The sequence below is a fragment of the Citrobacter sp. RHBSTW-00881 genome, from assembly GCF_013728515.1.
GTDB lineage: Bacteria > Pseudomonadota > Gammaproteobacteria > Enterobacterales > Enterobacteriaceae > Citrobacter > Citrobacter braakii.
The window spans coordinates 3,929,289-3,949,664 of record NZ_CP056269.1; the positions used below are offsets into that span (position 1 = coordinate 3,929,289).

16 protein-coding genes are annotated in these 20,376 nt (G+C 54.3%); 8 read left to right on the forward strand and 8 right to left on the reverse strand.

Translation table 11 applies throughout. The features are described from left to right. Positions 1–101 precede the first annotated feature (101 nt). Positions 102–1,259, forward strand: coding sequence for a D-alanyl-D-alanine-carboxypeptidase/endopeptidase AmpH (ampH, locus tag HV311_RS19000; protein WP_191220307.1), 1,158 nt, complete (start codon positions 102–104; stop codon positions 1,257–1,259). A 1-nt stretch (position 1,260) separates the two neighbouring features. Here ampH and iprA read toward each other — a convergent pair whose 3' ends face one another. Together iprA and ehaB are read right to left on the reverse strand one after the other, a co-directional pair. Next, positions 1,261–1,884, reverse strand: a complete 624-nt coding sequence (iprA, locus tag HV311_RS19005) for a hydrogen peroxide resistance inhibitor IprA (RefSeq protein ID WP_191220308.1) — start codon at positions 1,882–1,884, stop codon at positions 1,261–1,263. Between the two features lie 89 nt (positions 1,885–1,973). Continuing rightward, positions 1,974–4,898 (reverse strand): autotransporter adhesin EhaB, encoded by a 2,925-nt coding sequence (gene ehaB / locus HV311_RS19010; protein WP_047416945.1) that lies wholly within the window; start codon positions 4,896–4,898, stop codon positions 1,974–1,976. Between the two features lie 511 nt (positions 4,899–5,409). Between ehaB and hemB the strand changes: the two genes are divergently transcribed. Then, positions 5,410–6,384: a porphobilinogen synthase gene (gene hemB / locus HV311_RS19015; protein ID WP_191220309.1), complete on the forward strand. Its 975-nt coding sequence runs from the start codon at positions 5,410–5,412 to the stop codon at positions 6,382–6,384. Between the two features lie 78 nt (positions 6,385–6,462). Here the strand turns inward: hemB and tauD are convergent, their stop codons facing one another. From tauD to tauA, 4 genes are read right to left on the reverse strand one after another with little or no spacing between them, the layout of a single operon-like run. Further along, entirely contained in the window at positions 6,463–7,314 is an 852-nt protein-coding gene (gene tauD / locus HV311_RS19020; RefSeq protein WP_049042258.1) for a taurine dioxygenase, read from the reverse strand. Further along, a complete protein-coding gene (gene tauC, locus HV311_RS19025; RefSeq protein WP_016155826.1) occupies positions 7,311–8,141 on the reverse strand; it encodes a taurine ABC transporter permease TauC in 831 nt (276 codons plus the stop codon). The genes tauD and tauC overlap by 4 nt, the downstream gene beginning before the upstream one ends. Continuing rightward, on the reverse strand, positions 8,138–8,905 hold the full coding sequence (gene tauB / locus HV311_RS19030; RefSeq protein ID WP_103928963.1) for a taurine ABC transporter ATP-binding subunit: 768 nt from the start codon (positions 8,903–8,905) through the stop codon (positions 8,138–8,140). The genes tauC and tauB overlap by 4 nt, the downstream gene beginning before the upstream one ends. A 14-nt stretch (positions 8,906–8,919) precedes the next feature. Further along, a complete protein-coding gene (gene tauA / locus HV311_RS19035) occupies positions 8,920–9,882 on the reverse strand; it encodes a taurine ABC transporter substrate-binding protein (protein WP_049042255.1) in 963 nt (320 codons plus the stop codon). 256 nt (positions 9,883–10,138) lie between these two features. Between tauA and HV311_RS19040 the strand changes: the two genes are divergently transcribed. From HV311_RS19040 to fbpC, 6 genes are all read left to right on the forward strand, one after another. Next, entirely contained in the window at positions 10,139–10,768 is a 630-nt protein-coding gene (locus HV311_RS19040) for a response regulator transcription factor (RefSeq protein WP_029139427.1), read from the forward strand. After that, positions 10,768–12,309, forward strand: coding sequence for an MASE1 domain-containing sensor histidine kinase (locus HV311_RS19045; RefSeq protein ID WP_137366564.1), 1,542 nt, complete (start codon positions 10,768–10,770; stop codon positions 12,307–12,309). Before HV311_RS19040 ends, HV311_RS19045 begins: the two co-directional genes overlap by 1 nt. Positions 12,310–12,394: 85 nt before the next feature. Then, on the forward strand, positions 12,395–13,699 hold the full coding sequence (gene uhpC, locus HV311_RS19050) for an MFS transporter family glucose-6-phosphate receptor UhpC (protein WP_049042254.1): 1,305 nt from the start codon (positions 12,395–12,397) through the stop codon (positions 13,697–13,699). After that, a complete protein-coding gene (locus HV311_RS19055; RefSeq protein ID WP_191220310.1) occupies positions 13,696–14,727 on the forward strand; it encodes an ABC transporter substrate-binding protein in 1,032 nt (343 codons plus the stop codon). Before uhpC ends, HV311_RS19055 begins: the two co-directional genes overlap by 4 nt. Before the next feature lie 69 nt (positions 14,728–14,796). Further along, entirely contained in the window at positions 14,797–16,875 is a 2,079-nt protein-coding gene (locus tag HV311_RS19060; protein WP_191220311.1) for an ABC transporter permease, read from the forward strand. Positions 16,876–16,886: 11 nt separating this feature from the next. After that, the gene (gene fbpC / locus HV311_RS19065) at positions 16,887–17,933 is read left to right on the forward strand and encodes a ferric ABC transporter ATP-binding protein (RefSeq protein ID WP_019076130.1); all 1,047 of its coding nucleotides are present in this window, start codon (positions 16,887–16,889) and stop codon (positions 17,931–17,933) included. 69 nt (positions 17,934–18,002) lie between these two features. Here the strand turns inward: fbpC and mmuM are convergent, their stop codons facing one another. Beyond that, positions 18,003–18,944 carry a homocysteine S-methyltransferase gene (gene mmuM, locus HV311_RS19070; protein WP_191220312.1) on the reverse strand — a complete coding sequence of 314 codons (942 nt, stop codon included), beginning with the start codon at positions 18,942–18,944 and terminating at the stop codon, positions 18,003–18,005. Beyond that, the gene (gene mmuP, locus HV311_RS19075; protein WP_191221204.1) at positions 18,931–20,334 is read right to left on the reverse strand and encodes an S-methylmethionine permease; all 1,404 of its coding nucleotides are present in this window, start codon (positions 20,332–20,334) and stop codon (positions 18,931–18,933) included. Before mmuP ends, mmuM begins: the two co-directional genes overlap by 14 nt. Between the last annotated feature and the right edge of the window lie 42 nt (positions 20,335–20,376).

Below are 20,376 nucleotides of genomic sequence, written 5' to 3' on the forward strand. Positions count from 1 at the left end.
TATCATTGGCTGATAAGCGCTTTGCAATACGCCGATGAGTAGTATAAATACGCATACGCACGACATCCTTTTTCACTTTCTCTAACTCATGGACACCACCGTTGAAACGTAGTCTGCTTTTTTCTGCCGCGCTGTGTGCGGCGTCATTGACATCTGTCCAGGCGGCACAGCCTATAACCGATCCGGTCTTCGCCTCTGATATCGTCGATCGTTATGCCGACCATATATTTTACGGCAGCGGTGCTACGGGGATGGCGCTCGTGGTGATTGATGGTAACCAGCGCGTATTTCGCAGCTTCGGCGAAACACGCCCTGGCAATAACGTTCATCCGCAGCTGGATTCCGTTATTCGAATTGCCTCTATTACTAAATTAATGACCAGCGAAATGCTGGTGAAATTACTCGATCAGGGTACGGTTAAACTCAACGATCCATTGAGCAAATATGCGCCGCCTGGCGCGCGCGTGCCAACTTATCAGGGCACGCCGATTACGCTGGTGAATTTGGCGACGCATACCAGCGCGCTGCCGCGCGAACAGCCTGGCGGCGCGGCGAAGCGCCCGGTGTTTGTCTGGCCAACCCGTGAACAGCGCTGGAGCTATCTCTCAACCGCCACTCTTAAAGTCGCACCGGGCTCGCAGGCTTCTTATTCCAACCTGGCGTTTGACCTGCTGGCCGATGCGCTGGGAACCGCATCCGGTAAGCCTTATCCACAGCTGTTTGAAGAAAAAATTACCCGTCCGCTGGGGATGAAAGACACCACTTTTACCCCATCCCCCGATCAATGCAGACGCCTGATGGTCGCGGAAAAAGGCGCCAGTCCTTGCAACAATACCCTGGCGGCGATGGGCAGCGGCGGTGTTTATTCAACGCCCGGCGATATGATGCGCTGGATGCAGCAGTATCTCTCATCTGATTTTTACCATCGTAGCCAGCAGGCCGACCGTATGCAGACGCTGATTTATCAGCGTACGCAGTTAACCAAAGTGATAGGGATGGATGTTCCAGGTAGAGCCGATGCGCTGGGTTTGGGCTGGGTCTATATGGCGCCGAAGAATGGGCGACCGGGAATTATTCAAAAAACCGGTGGTGGCGGCGGCTTCATTACCTATATGGCGATGATCCCGCAGCAAAACGTCGGGGCATTTATCGTGGTGACCCGCTCTCCGCTAACCCGCTTTACCAATATGAGCGACGGTATCAACGATCTGGTTGCAGAGCTGAGCGGGAACAAACCGCAGGTTATTCCTGCATCCTGACTTAATACTCAAAAGGCAAACGGTTAATGCTCACCAGTTTGCCTTTATTCATTTCAATATAACCACCTTTACGCAATGCCGCGAGAACCTCAGCGACAACTGAGCGTGAAATTCGCGTGCGTTGGTGAATATAGTTCATGACGCCGATACGCGAACGCAGTACGTCGTCCCATTTCGTCATGGATATCAGCGTCGCACGGATCTGATCGTAGGAGTTATTGCCGATCAGCTGCAGATCGCGCAACTCAAACATGGAGTTTTGCCATGCCAACCAGCAAAAGGCTTCACGCCAAAGCTGGCATTGTTCAATTATATTTATCGTTTGCGAAGCAGGCAGGTGGTATCCCGTACAATTACTTTCGGTTATTAATTTGTATTGTACATCTGTTTTCATCACGCCATCAGAAAGGCCCATAATAAAAGGCGCCTGTGCAATCCCGACCAGCACGCTTTCCCCTCTACGCAAGGAAACAACACCACTTAAAATAACGAAAGTATCATCACTATTTATATCACCGGAATAAATTATTTCTTTTTCGTTCCCACACTCAAAGTGTTTACCATATTTCGCCAAACATTTATCAAGCTTACCAAACTCAAGAAGAGGTTTATTTGAAGATAGCATGTGCGCATTCCTTGCAATAAATGCCCGTCAAATCCGTGACGGGCATTATTCTAAATTAAATTACCTTTTATTTCTCTGCGAGAAAGTTGTTACCAGGTATATTTAACACCAACGTTTGCAGACCAGTCTTGATCGACATCACCACCACCGAGGTAATTAGCATCAGTGTACGCGCTGAAGTTCTTGGTGAAGCTGAACTGAGTACCCAGCCCAACGCGTACCGCAGAACCTTCTACGCCGTTGTCGATAGAATCACCGTTTACATCAGAATCGTTGTTAGAGTCGTCGTAAACGTAGGCCAGTTTGAAGTACGGGGTCAGCGCCTGGTCATCGCTGTAGGCGAAGGTATAACCCGCATCTACACCAAGTTCATAACGCATGCTGTCATAAGACTGACCGTCAACTTTCATGTCGTTGCTCAGCTTATAGTCATCACCAGACTGGAACAGACCGGATACGCTACCGTAAGGGGTTACGTAACCTGCATCACCCAGCTTCAGGTCATAACCCAGTTTCAAGCCAAAGCCCCAGGCATCAGAAGAGGTGCTGCCATCAACATACTGACCGTTGCTCATGCTGGCAGACAGATCGTTGTTGAAGTGGGAGTAGCTTAAGTTACTGTCAACAAAGATGTTGTTCGCAAAACGAGCAGAAGAGTAGATATAGGCAGTCTGGCTATCCTGATCTACCTGGCCGGTACGATCACTCATGTCACCTTTCGCAAAGCCTGCCGCAGCACCGACAATCCACTTAGCGTTGTTACCATCGATTTTGGAATCAACACCGACCATGATGCCGTTAACATCCTGATCATAGTTAATGTTGCCGTTATCCGCATCGAAGCTGCCGCCGAAGTAGCTCACCCATGCACCACCGTTATCTACCAGACCATGACGCGCGTTAGTCAGACGAGTACCAACGGTGTCTTGTTCCAGGTTCCAGATATTCGTATTGGCAGACGGAATGCTCAGCGCCATGTTCGCGTAGTCGGTCAGCTCCATCTGCTGCAGAACAACGGTGTTACCCTGCTGCTGAGCCTGATAGGTGTAAGCACCCAGGTCTGCTTTGTTGGCTGCAGAGAAAGTTGCGGTGCTGTTCGTGTCGTTAACGTAGATCAGCTCGTTACCGTTGTAATCAGCAACAGAACCTGCGCCAGTGGCGTTATCGATGCGAACTTTATAGTTACCGGTTGCCGCTGCTACGTGATCACCGTAGTTATCAACTTCAGACTGATCGCCTGAGGTGTCAGAATCGCCGTTACCGTTGATAGTCAGATGACCATCAGAGTTCATCGCGATCACGCCATAACCGTAGTTAGCCTGGCGCGTATCGTTGGTACGATCGTTGGTCAGGTCAGCATTCAACACATAGTTAGCGCTGTTGATGTCGAAAACACCCGCATTAACATGGTTGTAAGCGTCGGTGTAGCTGGTCAGATTCAGGGTATCAACCTGCAGCGCGTTCCCGGTGCTGTTGCCCACATCCAGAACGCCGTTGTTGGTGACGTTAATGGTATTGGCATACAGCGCGGCATTAAGCACATTCCAGCCAGCAGAGACATCATCAGCAATCGTTACGGTACTGTTGTCAATAGACAGCGTATTAGTCGCAACACGACCATCTTCATTGATGTTCAGTGCGGAAGCACCGGTCAGAGTGATGGAGTCAGAAACCAGCGCAGAATCACCCACGTTGACAACGGAACCGCTGTTGATGCTCAAAGTGTCAATCAGAGAAGTTTTGGTGGTATCCCACTGGGAAGCGCCGTTCAGCGTCACGTTGAACAGACCGCTCTGATAAACGGTATTGCCAACCACATGACCATTTTCGTCATAGGAGGATGTGTCGCTATCGATACCGTAGGTTGAAGAAGGCCACAGGCTGTTGGCAGCGATATCAATCAGCGTAGCGGTGGCTTCAGTGCCCTCAGCATAGCTTTCGTAAACACCATCACCATCAACGTCAACCTGATGGACGGACATTGCCGCACCAACCCACTTGCTGCCGTGGTTCAGGGTCAGATCCAGACGGTCAGTACCATCCCAGCCGTTGGTATCCAGATCGGCATCAGTATCGCGGTAAGTATCAGCACCGTTCGGGAAGAAGTTCTCATCAAAGTTGCTGGAGAACAGCACATCGCCCATCAGCGTAGCGTTATCAAACGTGGCGGTGGTCTGCATCGCGTTATCTGCATTGGGATTAGCAATAACCGCCAATGCGATATCATTCGCGTTCCAACCGTTACCGTTGTAGTCGCTCGCATTGCTGGTGTTACCAAACCAGCCGGATCTTCCTTCATCAGACCAGGAACCTGAGGTCAGGGTAGAGTCGGTAACAGCGATAGTGTTGTTAAACACTTCGCCGCTGTTTACGCCGGTGATGACGGTATTATCGTCAATATCTTCCCACTCATAACCCTGAGTCAGGGTAATACCCGCGACGTGAGAGTTGTTGGAGATAGACAGATCAACTTCTTGATCCAGAGTGATAGCCGTACCCAGGTTATAAACGTCGACAACGTGCGTATCAGCCACGTCATTATAGGTACCGTTGTAGGTATAATGTTCGTAGTTGTCATCGATAGTGGAGTTGATGACATTCATCGCCAGACGGTCGTAGTAATAGTCGGTACCCGTTCGGTTAGTACAATCCGTGGTCATACATTCGGATGTCACCATTCCGTGAATGGTACTGTTTTTAATCGTCAGGCTGTTATAATTGCCGTTAGTTGACAGTCCATCATCCAGATAATAAGTAGAAATAACGCCGTTGACAGTAGCGTTATTGATTACCGGATAAATATCACCGTTATAAATGCTATCAGTGCCGTAATTGTTCCAACCGACATAGCCATCGAAGTAAACGTCATCAACATGTGATGCGTCATTATAATGGGTGAACGTTGTGTACGTAGTTCCAGAAATATCAGTAGAAGCATTCGCCTGAGAAGTGATTGCCAAAGTACAGGCTAATGCTAATTGTGAGACTACAAGTTTCTTTTTCCAAGTGTGCATTTGTCATCCCTCCTCAGGGACGTAATATAGTTGATCCATCAATTATCAATGCAAAGAAAACATTTTATGTTTCGCGGGGACGATTATGCGGTTTCACAAAGGAAAGGTTCAATTATTCTTTGCTAGTCGTCCGAAACCGGACAACACTACGAATACTCCCGCCTCTGACACAAAAAAACAAAAATACTTATTCTTTCAATGAAATACCGCACAACACACCTCTGAAACATATAATTAATAAATAACTCACCACACACCCAAACAAATAAACAATAAATAAAGAGAAATTATCACCAGCCCTACACAAATAAACACATCGATATTTAAAATAATAAAAACAGAAACAAGCAAAATAATGAATATAAATAACTTGCCATAAATGTGAATAAATTGCTCTAATGATTCAGCCTTCCACGATGGAAAATCCAGATATAACGCCAACTTTCGTAAACCACCCACCCTCAGGTTCGGGTATACTACGGCCTTCGATTCCACAAACATCAGGCATACCATGACAGACCTAATCCAACGCCCTCGCCGCCTGCGCAAATCACCTGCGCTGCGCGCTATGTTTGAAGAGACAACACTCAGCTTAAATGACCTGGTGTTGCCGATCTTTGTTGAAGAAGAACTCGACGATTACAAAGCTATCGAGGCCATGCCCGGCGTGATGCGCATTCCAGAGAATCATCTGGCGCGCGAAATTGAACGCATTGCTAATGCAGGCATCCGCTCGGTCATGACATTCGGCATTTCTCATCACACCGATGACACCGGCAGCGACGCCTGGAAAGAAGACGGTCTGGTGGCGCGCATGTCGCGTATCTGTAAGCAGACCGTACCGGAGATGATCGTCATGTCCGACACCTGCTTCTGTGAATACACCTCGCACGGTCACTGCGGCGTATTATGCGAGCACGGCGTTGATAACGATTTAACCCTTGCCAATCTCGGCAAACAGGCGGTCGTTGCCGCCGCTGCGGGCGCAGATTTCATCGCCCCTTCCGCCGCAATGGACGGCCAGGTACAGGCGATTCGCCAGGCGCTGGATGCCGCGGGCTTTACCGATACCGCGATCATGTCCTACTCCACCAAATTTGCCTCTTCTTTCTATGGCCCATTCCGTGAAGCCGCAGGTACTGCGCTGAAGGGCGATCGTAAAACCTATCAGATGAACCCGATGAACCGTCGGGAAGCGATCCGCGAATCGCTGCTGGATGAAGCCCAGGGCGCAGACTGCCTGATGGTCAAACCGGCTGGCGCATACCTCGATATTCTGCGCGATATCCGCGAGCGCACCGAGCTGCCGATTGGCGCTTATCAGGTCAGCGGTGAATACGCGATGATCAAGTTTGCAGCCCTTGGGGGTGCAATAGATGAAGAGAAAGTGGTGCTGGAAAGCTTAGGCTCGATCAAACGCGCTGGCGCGGATCTGATCTTCAGCTACTTCGCACTGGATCTGGCTGAGAAAAAAATCCTGCGCTAATCACTTTGTTGCCTAATGACGGCTTCGCTTTACCGGACCTACAGGTCGTAGGCCCGGTAAATGAAGCGTCTCCGATAATCACCCCGCCCGAAAAAACGGCTTGTCTCCCAAAATTGTCGCCCGGTGCATAATGCGCCGCAGGGGCAGATAATCCGCATTCGCATAATGCTGCGTCACGCGATTATCCCAAATCGCCACATCGTTGGGCTGCCAACGCCAGCGCACCTGGAACTCCGGTTTAGTGATATGCGCGAACAAAAAGCGCAGTAACGCCTCGCTCTCTTTTTCCGTCACATCGACAATTCGCGTGGTAAATCCTTCATTCACGAACAGCGCCTGCTTCCCGCTCACTGGATGCGTGCGCACCACCGGATGCAGCAGGGGCGGATGCTTTGCCACCGCCTCCAGCCAGCGCTGATGCTCCTCTGGCGTCTGGCGGTATTTATATTCCTGGAAGGATTTACGAAAATCATGCTCTGCCCGCAGGCCGCTCAGCAACTGGCGAAACGGCTCAGATAATGCGTCATAAGCGGCAATCCCGCTGGTCCACAGGGTGTCTCCCCCTGTCGATGGCAGCTCTTTTGCCGCCAGAATCGCGCCCGCTGGCGGCGTGTCGATAAAGGTCACATCGGTGTGCCAGTTGTCGTTATCCGGCGGATTATCGTTATGAGTATCCAGCACGATAATCTCTTCAACCCCTTCGGCATGCGGATAGACAGGGTGAATATGCAGATCGCCAAAACGCAGCGCCAGCGCCCGCTGTTGTTGCGGCGTAATCACCTGCTCACGCAGAAACACCACCTGATGACGCAGTACGGCGTGATAAAGCTGTTCAAACTGATTATCGCTCAGCGGGCGCGTCAAATCCGCACCGGTGATTTGTGCGCCAATGTTCGGCCCCAGCGGGGTAATGCTCAGACGTTCACTCATTGTACTTCTCCATGCCAGGGCGTCAGGCGGCGCTGAAGCGCGCGCAGACCCAGTTCTAAAATAAACGCGATAACGGCAATCACCGCGATCCCCGCCAGCACCACATCCGTTGCCAGAAACTCACCGGCTGACTGCACCATAAATCCTAAACCTCGCGTGGCGGCAATCAGCTCTGCTGCCACCAACGTCGACCAGCCCACGCCAAGTCCGATACGCAACCCTGTGAGTATCTCCGGCAATGCCCCCGGCAAAATAACAAACCACAGCACCTGCGTACGGCTGGCTCCCAGCGACTGTGCGGCACGCACTCTCACCTGCTGCGCGCTTTTAACCCCCGCCAGCGCCGACATCGCTACAGGGGCGAATATCGCCAGATAGATCAGCAGGATCTTGGAGGTCTCACCAATGCCAAACCAGATCACCATCAGCGGCAAATAGGCCAATGGCGGAACCGGACGATACAGTTCAATGATCGGATCGAGAATGCCGCGCATCGTCGGACTCAGCCCCATAGCGATCCCAACCGGAACGCCGAGCAGTACCGCCGCCAGCAGCGCGATAACAATACGCGTCAGGCTCGCCGCCAGATGCTGCCACAGCGTGGCATCCATAAACCCCTGCGGCCCGGCAATAACCATCAGTTTTTGCAAAACCTGGCCCGGCGGGGGTAAAAACAGCGGACTGATTAACTGCAGCGCCGCCACCGTCCACCACACAGCCAGAATGACGACCAGCGTACCGAAGCTTAAGGTAATCTGCCGCGAGAACGGCCAGCGCCAGTTCAGCGCGCGCTGGCGACGGGGTTTATCATTAATCACCACGCTCATGAGAATGCCTCCCGTTGTTCAAAGACACGACCTAACACATACTCGCGCATGGCGATAAACTGCGGGTCGGACTTAATGCTGCGGCTCGGCTCTCCGGCCACAAAGCGACGAGCGAAATTCAGCGGCAGACGCTCCAGTACCCGGCCAGGGCCTGGCGACAGCAATACCAGCTCCGTTGCCATAAAAACGGCTTCTTCAATATCGTGGGTAATCAACAGCACCTGTTTGCCAGTCTCATGCCACAACTTCAGCAGCAGGGTTTGCATCTGCTCGCGGGTAAAGGCGTCGAGCGCGCCAAAGGGTTCATCCAGCAACAACAGCTGCGGGTTGGCAGCCAACGCCCGCGCAATACCGACGCGCTGACGCTGACCACCAGAGAGCTGCCAGATAAAACGTTTTCCCGCATCCTCCAGCCCAACTTTCTGCAACATCTCCCGCGCGATTCGTTGACGTTGGGGCTTCTCCATCCCCGCCAGTTGCAGCCCGAAGGCCACGTTGTCCTGCACGTTGCGCCAGGGCAGCAGGCCTTCGTTCTGGAACACAACCCCGCGCTCTGCGCCTGGACCTTCAACCTTGTTGCCCGCCAGCATAATGCTGCCATGCTGATACGGCACAAACCCGGCAATCAGATTTAACAGCGTGGTTTTTCCGCAACCAGAAGGTCCGAGTACCACCAGCAGTTCGCCGCTATCGAGCGTCAGGTTGATATCTTCCAGCACCGGTTTTCCACCGTAGCTGGCGGCAAGATGAGAGATTTGCAGCATCAGTGCCTCCTTATTTATTGCACGAAGCGATCGGTCACATACTGGCTGTAATCCGTCGCGACGGCGGGGACTTTGCCCTGCTCTTTGAGGAACTGCGCGGTGTCGATAATCGCTTTATTCACCGGGCCGGTTAGCTCAGCGGTTTGCTGTTGTGCCGTCAAATAGGTGTTACCTTTCACCAGGCCCGGCACATCCGCCTCCGGTACGCCACTCAAACGCGACAGTTTGCTGATATTCTCCGGCTGTTTCAGCCATTCATCGGGATTAGCGATATAAGGCTGCTGGGCGTCGATGGCGCTTTTGGCAAAGGCTTTCACCACCTCAGGATGCTTCTCGGCAAAATCTTTGCGCACCACCCACACGTCCAGCGTCGGTGCGCCCCACTCGCCAACCTGCGATGAGTCGGTTAATACCTTGCCATCTTTTTCCAGCGCGTTTACCGCAGGCGCCCAGACATAAGCACCATCAATATCTCCGCGCTGCCAGGCGGCAATAATCGCGGGTGGCTGCAGGTTCACAATCTCCACCTGCCCTGCTTTGATACCCCAGTGTTTCAACGCCGCCAGCAGGCTGTAATGGGTAGTAGAAATAAACGGCACGGCAATGCGCTTACCAATCAAATCTTGCGGTTTACTGATGTTTTTCTTCACCACCAGCGCTTCAGAATTGCCGAGTTTTGACGCCAGCAGGAAAACCTCAATAGGCACCTGCTGGCTGGCAGCGACCGCCAGCGGGCTGGAGCCAAGATTACCGATCTGCACATCACCGGATGCCAGCGCACGGACGATGCTCGCACCGCTGTCGAATTTGCGCCAGTCAACGGTAGCCCCGCTCTCTTTAGCAAAGGTGTTATCCGCCTGAGCCACTTTGGCGGGTTCAGCGGAGGTCTGATAAGCAACGGTGACGTTCACCGCCTGTGCCTGAAATGCGATGAATGCCAGTGCGGCAAGTAGTGCGTTACGCGATGAAATAGCCATGATTGTCTGCTCCCCTGTCTTGTTATGGGGGCAGTATTTCGTTGCGGCACAATTTGATAAAGGAATTAAAAATTCTGGCTAATAGCGATCTGTTTTTAGAAAAAAAGCGGCAATGCTTAGCCCGGAAATGCATTTGATTGCAGGCCGGCAAATTATTGCGATTTTGTTACATTCGTTACATATCCGCGCCACGGGGATTGCCAGCGCGGCGCTGGCAGGCATCATAGATGCCATTGTCAGGCAAGAGAGCAAGATCATGATTCATGTTGTGCTGGTGGATGACCATGTGGTGGTGCGTTCCGGCTTTGCGCAATTACTCAGTCTCGAAGACGATCTCAACGTTGCTGGCCAGTACAGCAGCGCGGCACAGGCGTGGCCTGCATTACTGCATGATGACGTCAACGTTGCGGTGATGGATATCGCCATGCCGGATGAAAATGGCCTGAGCCTGTTAAAACGACTGCGGGCGCAGAAGCCCGGTTTTCGCGCCATTATTCTCAGCATCTATGACTCACCCACGTTTGTGCAAAGCGCACTGGATGCCGGTGCCAGCGGTTATCTGACCAAACGCTGCGGGCCAGAGGAACTGGTGCAGGCGGTACGTTCGGTTGGTATGGGCGGGCATTACCTGTGCGCCGACGCGCTGCGGGCGCTACGCGGCGGCGAACAGCCCGCGCAGGTACTGGAGGTATTGACCCCGCGCGAGCGTGAAGTGTTTGATCTGCTGGTCAAAGGCGACAGCGTAAAAGAGATCGCCTTCAAGCTCGACCTCAGCCATAAAACGGTGCACGTTCATCGTGCGAACGTGCTGGGCAAACTGCAATGCCACAGCACCATCGATCTGGTGCATTTTGCACTCGACCACCAGTTGCTGACGGGGCATTAATGTCACGCAGCCTTCGTCATGGGGTTATTTCTCTGTTTATTCTGCTGGCCTGGGGATCGGGCTGGCTGATGCTGTGGACGCTGGGGTTTTACCTGACCCACAACGGCCAGCAGGCAGCGCTATTCCTGCCGCACGGCGTCTATCTCGCCCTGCTAATCCTGCTTTCTCGCCGTTACTGGCCCGCGCTGGTACTGCCGCCGGTGCTGATGCTGTTCTGGCTGCACAGCGAGCAATTAGTGAATGGCTATATCCTGCTGGCTGCGCCGTTGATTAGCCTGATCCCGGCGAGTATCGGCCAGTCATACTGGCACCGCTTCCCCCTTTACTGGCAGCGCTTAACGTTGCTGCTGGCCGCGGTGACGATCACGTCATTGCTCAATACCCTCCTGCTTTCACCGTTTATCCAAAGCCCGGCAACGTTAATTGGCCTGGCGTCGTTTACCGGCGGCGTGCTGCTGACGCCGTTTGTCTATCTGATCTATGAATTTCTGCGCCAGCAGCACCGCTATCATTTGCTCGGACTGGATACCACCAATCCTCCCCTGCGTACCTCGCTTATCATCTGGTGCAGTCTGTTTTTCATTATCGGCATAGGTACCCAGATGGTGCTGTCACCAGAGATCGAGCGCCTGCTGCTAATCGTGGTGTTCTTACCAAACGTGGTGATGGCGTGGAAATTTGGCTGGCAGGGCGGCGTGTTGTCCGGACTGCTCGGCAGTATGATGATCACCATCGCCCGGCAAATCGGCGTCGGGTTCAGCAATTTACTGGAGCTGGAGATTTTCCTCGCCACCCAGGCGCTGCTGGGCATAGGGCTCGGGATCGCTATCAGCCGCCAGCAGCATCTGGCGCAAAACCTGCACCATTATCGCCAGCGTCTGGAAGCCGAACTGGCAGCGCGACGCGCGCTGACCGAACAACTGATCCGCACCGAGGAAAATACGCGCAAAAGCCTGGCGCGGGAGCTACACGACGAAATTGGTCAGAACATCACCGCCATTCAAATTCAGTCGCAACTGGTCAAGCGCGCGCCGGGTCGCGAGCAAACGCTTGAAGCGGCAAATCAGATCAACGACCTTGCCCGGCGCATTCACCACTCCACCCGCCAACTGTTGCGCCAGCTGCGACCGCCCGCGCTCGATGAACTGGCCTTTAAAGATGCACTGCATCATCTGGTGAATGAATTTGCCTTTGCCGAACGCGGCATTCGCTGTTGGTTTGACTATCAGCTTGAAAATACGCCAGAAAATGAAACGGTGCGTTTCACACTGTATCGCCTGCTGCAGGAGTTGCTCAATAACGTCTGTAAACATGCCGACGCCAGCGAAGTGTCGATTACGCTGCGCCAGCAGGAACACCGCGTGTTTCTGCACGTCGCTGACAACGGTGTAGGTATTCTCGCAGAGAAAATCCCCGGGTTCGGTATCCAGGGGATGCGTGAGCGGGTCAGCGCCCTTGGCGGCGAACTGACGCTCGAATCGAACAACGGCACGCGGGTAATTGTTAACCTGCCCACAAATTTGCAACAAATCAGCCGTTAACCAGGAAAAAGTCTTAGTCACTGCGGACTTTATCTCATCCCATTTTGCTTTCACTTTCCTATAGTCAGCACAAACGGAGGCTGCCATGCATGCACGTGCATCACGCGAGACAGACCAACAATACCGGGCGCTACGCCCCCGGCTGCTGATGTGTATGGTGATTGGGTACGCCGCGTTTTATCTGACGCGCAAAAGCGTTAACTACGTCCTCCCGGCGCTGCAAACGGATCTGGGTCTGGATAAAGGCGATATCGGCCTGCTGGGATCGCTGTTTTATCTGACCTATGGCCTGTCAAAATTCACCGCCGGGCTATGGCACGACAGCCACGGACAGCGCGCGTTTATGGGCATTGGCCTGTTTGCCACCGGCGTTTTAAACGTGCTGTTCGCCTTTGGTGAATCGCTGACGCTGCTCCTGGTGGTCTGGACGCTGAACGGATTTTTTCAGGGCTGGGGCTGGCCGCCCTGCGCCCGACTATTGACCCACTGGTACTCGCGCAACGAACGTGGCTTCTGGTGGGGCTGCTGGAATATGTCGATCAACATCGGTGGGGCCATCATTCCGCTGATTAGCGCCTTTGCCGCCCACTGGTGGGGTTGGCAGGCAGCCATGCTGGCTCCAGGAATAATCAGCATGGCGTTAGGAGTCTGGCTCACCCTGCAACTGAAAGGCACGCCCCGGGAAGAAGGCTTACCCACGGTTGGGGAATGGCGGCAAGACCCGCTGGAGTTGCGTCAGGAGCAGCAAAGCCCGCCGATGGGGCTGTGGCAAATGTTACGCACCACCATGCTGAAGAATCCGATGATCTGGCTACTCGGCGTGTCATATGTGTTGGTCTATTTGATCCGCATAGCGCTGAACGACTGGGGCAACATCTGGCTGACGGAAAGCCACGGTGTGAACCTGCTCAGCGCCAATGCCACGGTAATGCTGTTTGAAGTCGGCGGCTTGCTGGGGGCGCTGTTTGCCGGATGGGGATCGGATTTGCTGTTCAGCGGTCAGCGTGCCCCAATGATTTTGCTGTTCACACTGGGGCTGATGGTCTCCGTCGCCGCGCTGTGGCTGGCGCCGGTGCACCACTACGCGCTACTGGCAGTGTGTTTCTTTACCGTGGGCTTTTTTGTGTTTGGCCCACAGATGCTAATTGGCCTCGCGGCCGTGGAATGCGGACATAAAGCGGCGGCAGGTTCAATTACTGGTTTTCTCGGGCTGTTCGCCTATCTGGGGGCCGCGCTGGCGGGTTGGCCGCTGTCGCTGGTCATAGAACACTACGGCTGGTCGGGAATGTTCAGTTTGCTCTCGGTTGCCGCTGTCTTTATGGGTTTATTGCTGATGCCATTGCTCATTGCGGGCATTCCCCCTTCTCTCAGTCAAAGGATAAAACAATGAAACTGACGCTTACCTCTACCCTAATTGCCTCCGCTCTGACGCTGGCAGCCTTCAGCAGTGCAGCTCAGGCGCAGGGTCGTCTGGTGGTGTATTGCAGCGCCACCAACGAAATGTGCGAAACCGAAACCAAAGCCTTCGGTGAAAAATATGATGTGAAGACTTCATTCATTCGCAACGGCTCAGGCAGTACGCTGGCGAAAGTGGATGCCGAGAAGAAAAACCCGCAAGCGGATGTCTGGTACGGCGGTACGCTGGATCCACAGTCTCAGGCCGGTGAAATGGGCTTGCTGCAGCCGTATAAATCACCAAACCTCGAACAAATCATGGAGAAGTTTCGCGATCCGGCAAAAGTGAAAGGCAACCTCTCCTCGGCGGTTTATGTCGGTATTCTGGGCTTTGGCGTCAATACCCAGCGTCTGAAAGAGAAAAACCTACCGGTGCCAAAATGCTGGAAGGATCTGACCAAACCGGAATACAAAGGCGAAATCCAGATTGCTGATCCGCAAAGCTCCGGTACCGCCTATACCGCACTGGCGACCTTTGTCCAACTGTGGGGGGAAGATCAGGCCTTTGACTACCTGAAACAGCTCAACGCCAACGTCTCCCAGTACACCAAATCAGGTATTGCCCCGGCGCGTAACGCCGCCCGTGGCGAAACGGCTATCGGCATCGGTTTCTTGCACGACTACTCGCTGGAAAAAGAACAGGGCGCACCGCTGGAACTTGTCTCACCGTGCGAAGGTACCGGTTATGAAATCGGCGGTGTCAGCATCCTGAAAGGCGCGCGCAACCTCGATAACGCCAAACTGTTCGTTGACTGGGTACTGTCGAAAGACGCGCAGGAGCTGGCGTGGAAGAAAGGTAAATCCTATCAGATCCTGACCAACACCACCGCCGAGACGTCCCCTAACTCGCTGAAGCTCGACGACCTGAAGCTTATCAATTACGACATGGATAAGTACGGCTCGACCGACGTGCGTAAAGCCCTGATCAATAAGTGGGTCAGCGAAGTGAAGATGGGTAAATAACCCCAGATTTGCGTTCATTTGCCGGATACGGCCTCAATGCCATATCCGGCCTGAAATACCGGAACCGCTATGTCACACACACTTGCACTCCATCCCGTGAAAAAACGGGATGCGATATTTCTTTGGATTTTACTCGGCTGGCTGGCGTTTGCCCTGCTGCCGAGCTGGAGCCTGGACTACGGTCTGCTGGAGTCGACGCGCGAAGAAATTCTCGCCGCCTACGGCTGGTCACAGTTCAATATCAGTTGGCTCTGGTATCTGCTGCCAAGCCTGCTGCTGGTGCGCCCGTTCCATGAAGCCAGACGCGAACAGCGCAGCCGCCATTATTTTGACGCGGGCTGGGCGTTTTTCTGTATGGCCTTTATCGTCGCCAGCGCCACCCTTGAGGGGCGCGGCTTAGGCTATGCCACCATCGTGCTGTTTGTGGCACTTGGCGCGATCATGACCCTGGCGCTCACCCGTTTGGAATGGCTGGGCGGCGACCGTTTCGTCATCGGCTCGCTCACCGCGATTGTCGCGCTGATCGGTATTTTTATCGTCTGGCCAAGTATCGCTATTTTCATTCCGATGTTCACCAACGACGCCGGAGAATTTGCTCCGCTGGCGTTTATGAATGTGCTGTCGCAGGCGCATATCATTCAGGTGATCCTCAACTCGATTATGCTGTCGATTGCCGTCGGCGTCGGCTGTACCTTCTTTGGCCTGGTGCTGGCCATCTACACCACCCGTATTGCGAAACGCAGCGCCATTATTGGACGTATTTTCTCGATTCTGCCGATCGTCACCCCGCCGTTTGTTGTGGGTTTAGGCGTAACGCTGATGATGGGACGCTCCGGTTACATCACCGAATTTATGGTCGAATGTTTTGGTTTGACCAACACCAACTGGCTGTACGGTTTTACCGGCATCTGGCTGGCGCAGGTGCTGGCCTTCACTCCGATGGCGTTTATGATCCTCGACGGGGCGATCAAAACCATTCATCCGTCGCTGGAGGAGGCGTCATACACCCTGCGCGCCAGCCGCTGGCAAACCTTTAACGGCGTGTTTGTCCCGCTGCTAAAACCGGCGCTGGCAAACGCCTTTTTAATTGTGGTGGTGCAGTCGCTGGCCGACTTCAGTAACCCGCTGGTGCTTGGCGGTAACTTCGACGTGCTGGCAACGCAAATCTACTTCTATATCACCGGCTCCCAGCTCGACTACCAGGCCGCCAGTACGCTGGGTGCCTTCCTGTTGCTGTTCTCGCTGCTGGTGTTCTGCGTGCAGTACATGTGGATTGGTAAACGCTCGTACGTCACCGTTTCCGGTAAATCCTATCGGGGCGACGTGCAGCCGCTGCCGGTAACGCTGGTATGGAGCGTGGTCGCGCTGCTGGCGGTGTGGATTGCCTTTAACGCCCTGCTCTACGGCAGCATTTTCTACGGTAGTTTCACCGTAAACTGGGGCGTGGACTACACCCTGACGCTGGCGAACTTTACCAAACTGTTCGGTCAGGGAATGAGCGACGGCGCGTGGCCTTCACTGCTCGACACCCTGCTCTACGCCGGGATTGCCGCGCCGATCACCGCTATCTTTGGCCTGCTGATCGCATGGGTTGTGGTGCGTCAGCAGTTTAAAGGCAAAAAGACCATCGAGTTCACCACTATGCTGTGCTTTGCCGTTCCGGGCACCGTAGCGGGCGTATCGTACATTCTGGCCTTTAACAGCGCCCCGGTATACCTCACCGGCACCGCCGCCATCGTGATTATCTCAATGGTGATGCGTAACGTCCCGGTCGGTATCCGGGCGGGCATTGCGGGCTTAGGCCAAATCGATAAATCGCTGGATGAAGCCTCGCTCAGTCTGCGCGCCGGTTCCCTGCGCACTATTACGCACATCCTGTTGCCGCTGCTGCGCCCGGCGATCCTCTCAGCGCTGATCTACAGCTTTGTGCGCGCCATTACCACCGTCAGCGCCATTGTGTTCCTCGTCACGCCGGATACCCGCGTGGCCACAGCCTACATCCTGAACCGCGTAGAAGACGGCGAATACGGCGTGGCGATTGCCTACGGTTCCATTTTGATCGTGGTGATGCTGGCGATTATTTTCATCTTTGACTGGCTGATCGGTGAATCACGTACCTCCCGTTCAAAAGCCAAAAACCAGGCGTAATGGAGCGCACTATGACTCAGAAAAATTTCGTTGAACTGCGCAACGTCACTAAACGATTTGGCAGCAACACGGTTATCGACAATATCAATCTCACTATTCCGCAGGGGCAAATGGTAACGCTGCTCGGCCCGTCCGGCTGCGGTAAAACCACCATCTTGCGTCTGGTTGCCGGGCTGGAAAAACCGAGCGAAGGACAAATTTTCATTGATGGCGAAGACGTTACCCATCGTTCTATTCAGCAGCGCGATATCTGTATGGTGTTTCAGTCATATGCCCTGTTCCCGCACATGTCGTTAGGGGAGAACGTCGGTTATGGCCTGAAGATGCTCGGCGTGTCGCGCGCGGAGGTGAAAACCCGCGTCAAAGAGGCGCTGGCGATGGTGGATCTGGAGGGATTTGAAGACCGCTTTGTCGATCAGATCTCCGGCGGTCAGCAGCAGCGCGTGGCGCTAGCCCGTGCGTTGATCCTCAAACCGAAAGTGCTGCTGTTTGATGAGCCGTTAAGTAACCTGGACGCCAACCTGCGTCGCAGCATGCGCGACAAGATCCGCGAGCTGCAAAAGCAGTTTGATATCACTTCGCTGTACGTCACCCACGATCAAAGCGAAGCCTTTGCGGTTTCCGATACCGTACTGGTGATGAACAAGGGACACATCATGCAGATCGGCTCGCCGCAGGATCTCTATCGCCAGCCCGCCTCCCGCTTTATGGCGAGCTTTATGGGCGATTCTAACCTGTTCCCGGCCACCTTCAGCGACAGATACGTTGATATCTACGGCTATCATCTGCCGCGCCCACTGCACTTTAGCGATCAAGGCGAGGGCATGGTAGGCGTGCGCCCGGAAGCGATCACGCTCAGCGACCGCGGCGAAGAGAGCCAACGCTGCGTAATCAGCCATGTCGCGTATATGGGCCCCCAATATGAGGTCACGGTGGAGTGGCACGGACAGGAGATTTTATTGCAGGTCAACGCTACGCGTCTGCAGCCGGACGTCGGCGAGCAGTATTATCTCGAAATCCATCCGTACGGCATGTTTGTGCTGGCGGATGCGGCATAAAGTGTTACCCATGTTTCCGGTTCATACCGTATCGCCATCCGGCAAAAATGCCCGATGGCGGCTTACGTCTTATCGAGCCTGAACTTGAACTTTTAACGCGGCAATATCCGCGGGCGTGGTGCGACAGCACCCGCCAATCAATCGTGCGCCAGCGGCCTGCCACTGTGGCAGATAATCCGCCAGTTGCGCACAAGACTCACCGTGATGATGCCAGGTTTTGCTCGCGGCATCGTACTGCTCGCCCGAATTCGGATACACCACCAGAGGCAGCGCCGTTAAGCCGTGTAAATGCTGCAACGCAGCGGTGGTGTTTTCCAGCGCAATGCAGTTAATACCTAACGCCACCACCTGCGGATAATCCACCAGCAACGCGACCACGTCACGCAGCGGCGTACCGTCGCTCAGGTGCTCGCTGTCACGCAGAGTAAATGAGAACCAGGCACGCGCACGCGGGTACGCGGTCAACAGCTCAGCCAGTGCGCCAATCTCGACAAAATTCGGCAAGGTTTCGCAGGCCAGCAGATCGGCCCCGGCATCCAGCAATGCTTCCACGCGCGGGCGATGAAACGCCTGGAACGCCTCGGCGCTGCGCTGGTAATCGCCACGGTATTCAGAGCCGTCCGCCAGATACGCACCGTAAGGTCCGACAGATCCCGCCACCAGCAGCGTGCCCGCCTGCGGGTTCTCTGCCAGATACGCTTCACGCGCTTTACGCGCCAGCTCCACGCTTTTGCCAATCAGCGCTTTCGACTGCGCTTCATCCAGGCCACGCGCGGCAAAGCCCGCCGGTGTCGCCTGATAGCTGGCGGTGATCGCGCATTGCGCCCCCGCCCGGTAATAATCAAGATGCACTTCGCGGATAAGCTCCGGGTTTTCTACCAGCACTTTGGCTGACCACAGGCTGTCGGCTAAGTTACACCCTCGCGCTTCCAGCTCCGTCGCCATCGCGCCATCCAGTAACAGGAAATCCTGTTTCTCAAGGAGAGCGCGTAACGGATTATTCTGCGACATGTTCTGGCTCCTGTTTTGCGTTACGGGGTTGAGTAAGGAAATATGCACCATAGCACAACGCAACAAACGGTAACCCGCACCACAACGCAATTCTCTGCGCTGGATCGAATGCCAGCCCCACACAGGCCACCAGGCACAACACAAATCCTAATACCGGCACCAGCGGATACCACGGCGCACGATAATGTAATGCACTCAATGCCTTACCCTGTTGCAAATGACGGCGGCGAAAAACAAAGTGCGAGGCGCAGATGCTCAGCCACACCGCCACCACCGCAAACCCGGAGATTGCCGACAGCGCGACAAATACCGTGTCCGGGGCCACCACGCTGGAAAACAGCGCCAGTACGCCGCCGAGCATACTGACCGACAGCGCCGTCAGCGGCACGCCGTTTTTCGTTACTCGCGCAAAACAGGCTGGCAACGTACGTTCATTCGACAGCGACCAGAGCATGCGCCCGGAGGCATACAGCCCGGAGTTCGCCGCAGAAAGAATGGCTGTCAGGATCACGAAGTTAAAAATATCGGCAGCGTAAGGAATACCTACCTTCTCAAATACCAGCACAAACGGGCTTTTCTCCACGCCCGCCTGCTGCATCGGGATCAGCGCCGCCAGCACAAACACGGTGCCGATAAAGAAAATAATCAGTCGCGCGATGGTGGTACGAATCGCCACCGGGATCACCTTGCGCGGATTTTCCGTTTCACCGGCGGCAATACCGATAAGCTCAGTTCCCGAAAAAGCAAAGTTCACCGCCACCATAGTCATCAGGATCGGTAAGCCACCATGCGGGAACCAACCTTCCGCCGTGATATTACTCAGCCCCGGCGCGGGCGAGCCATCCTGCATCGGGATAAAGCCAAAAATCGCCGCCCCGCCGAGGATAATAAAGGCGATGATAGTGACCACTTTCACCAACGAGAACCAGAACTCCCCTTCGGCAAAAAAGCGCGTGGAGATAACGTTCAGGCCAAAAATAATCACACAGAACACCACGCACCAGACCCATACTGGCACCAACGGAAACCAGTACTGCATACAGAATCCGGCAGCGGTAAAACTCGAACCAAGCGCCACGGTCCAGGTCAGCCAGTAGAGCCAGGCCACGGTATACCCCGTCGCCGGGCCGAGATAGCGCGCGGCATAGACGTGAAACGCCCCGGTCTCCGGCATCGCGACCGACAGCTCGCCCAGACACTGCATAACCAGCCAGACCACCAGCGCGCCAATCAGATAGGCCAGCAGCGTTCCCGCGGCCCCGGTAGTGGAGATGATGTAGCCGGTATTGAAGAATAACCCTGTGCCAATCACGCCGCCTAAGGAGAGCATAATCAGGTGACGCGTTTTCATCGTGCGCTTCAGTGGCGCATTTTGTTGTGCTGTTTGCATATAACCTTCTAAACGTATGGACATCTAAACATCCAAAGAAGG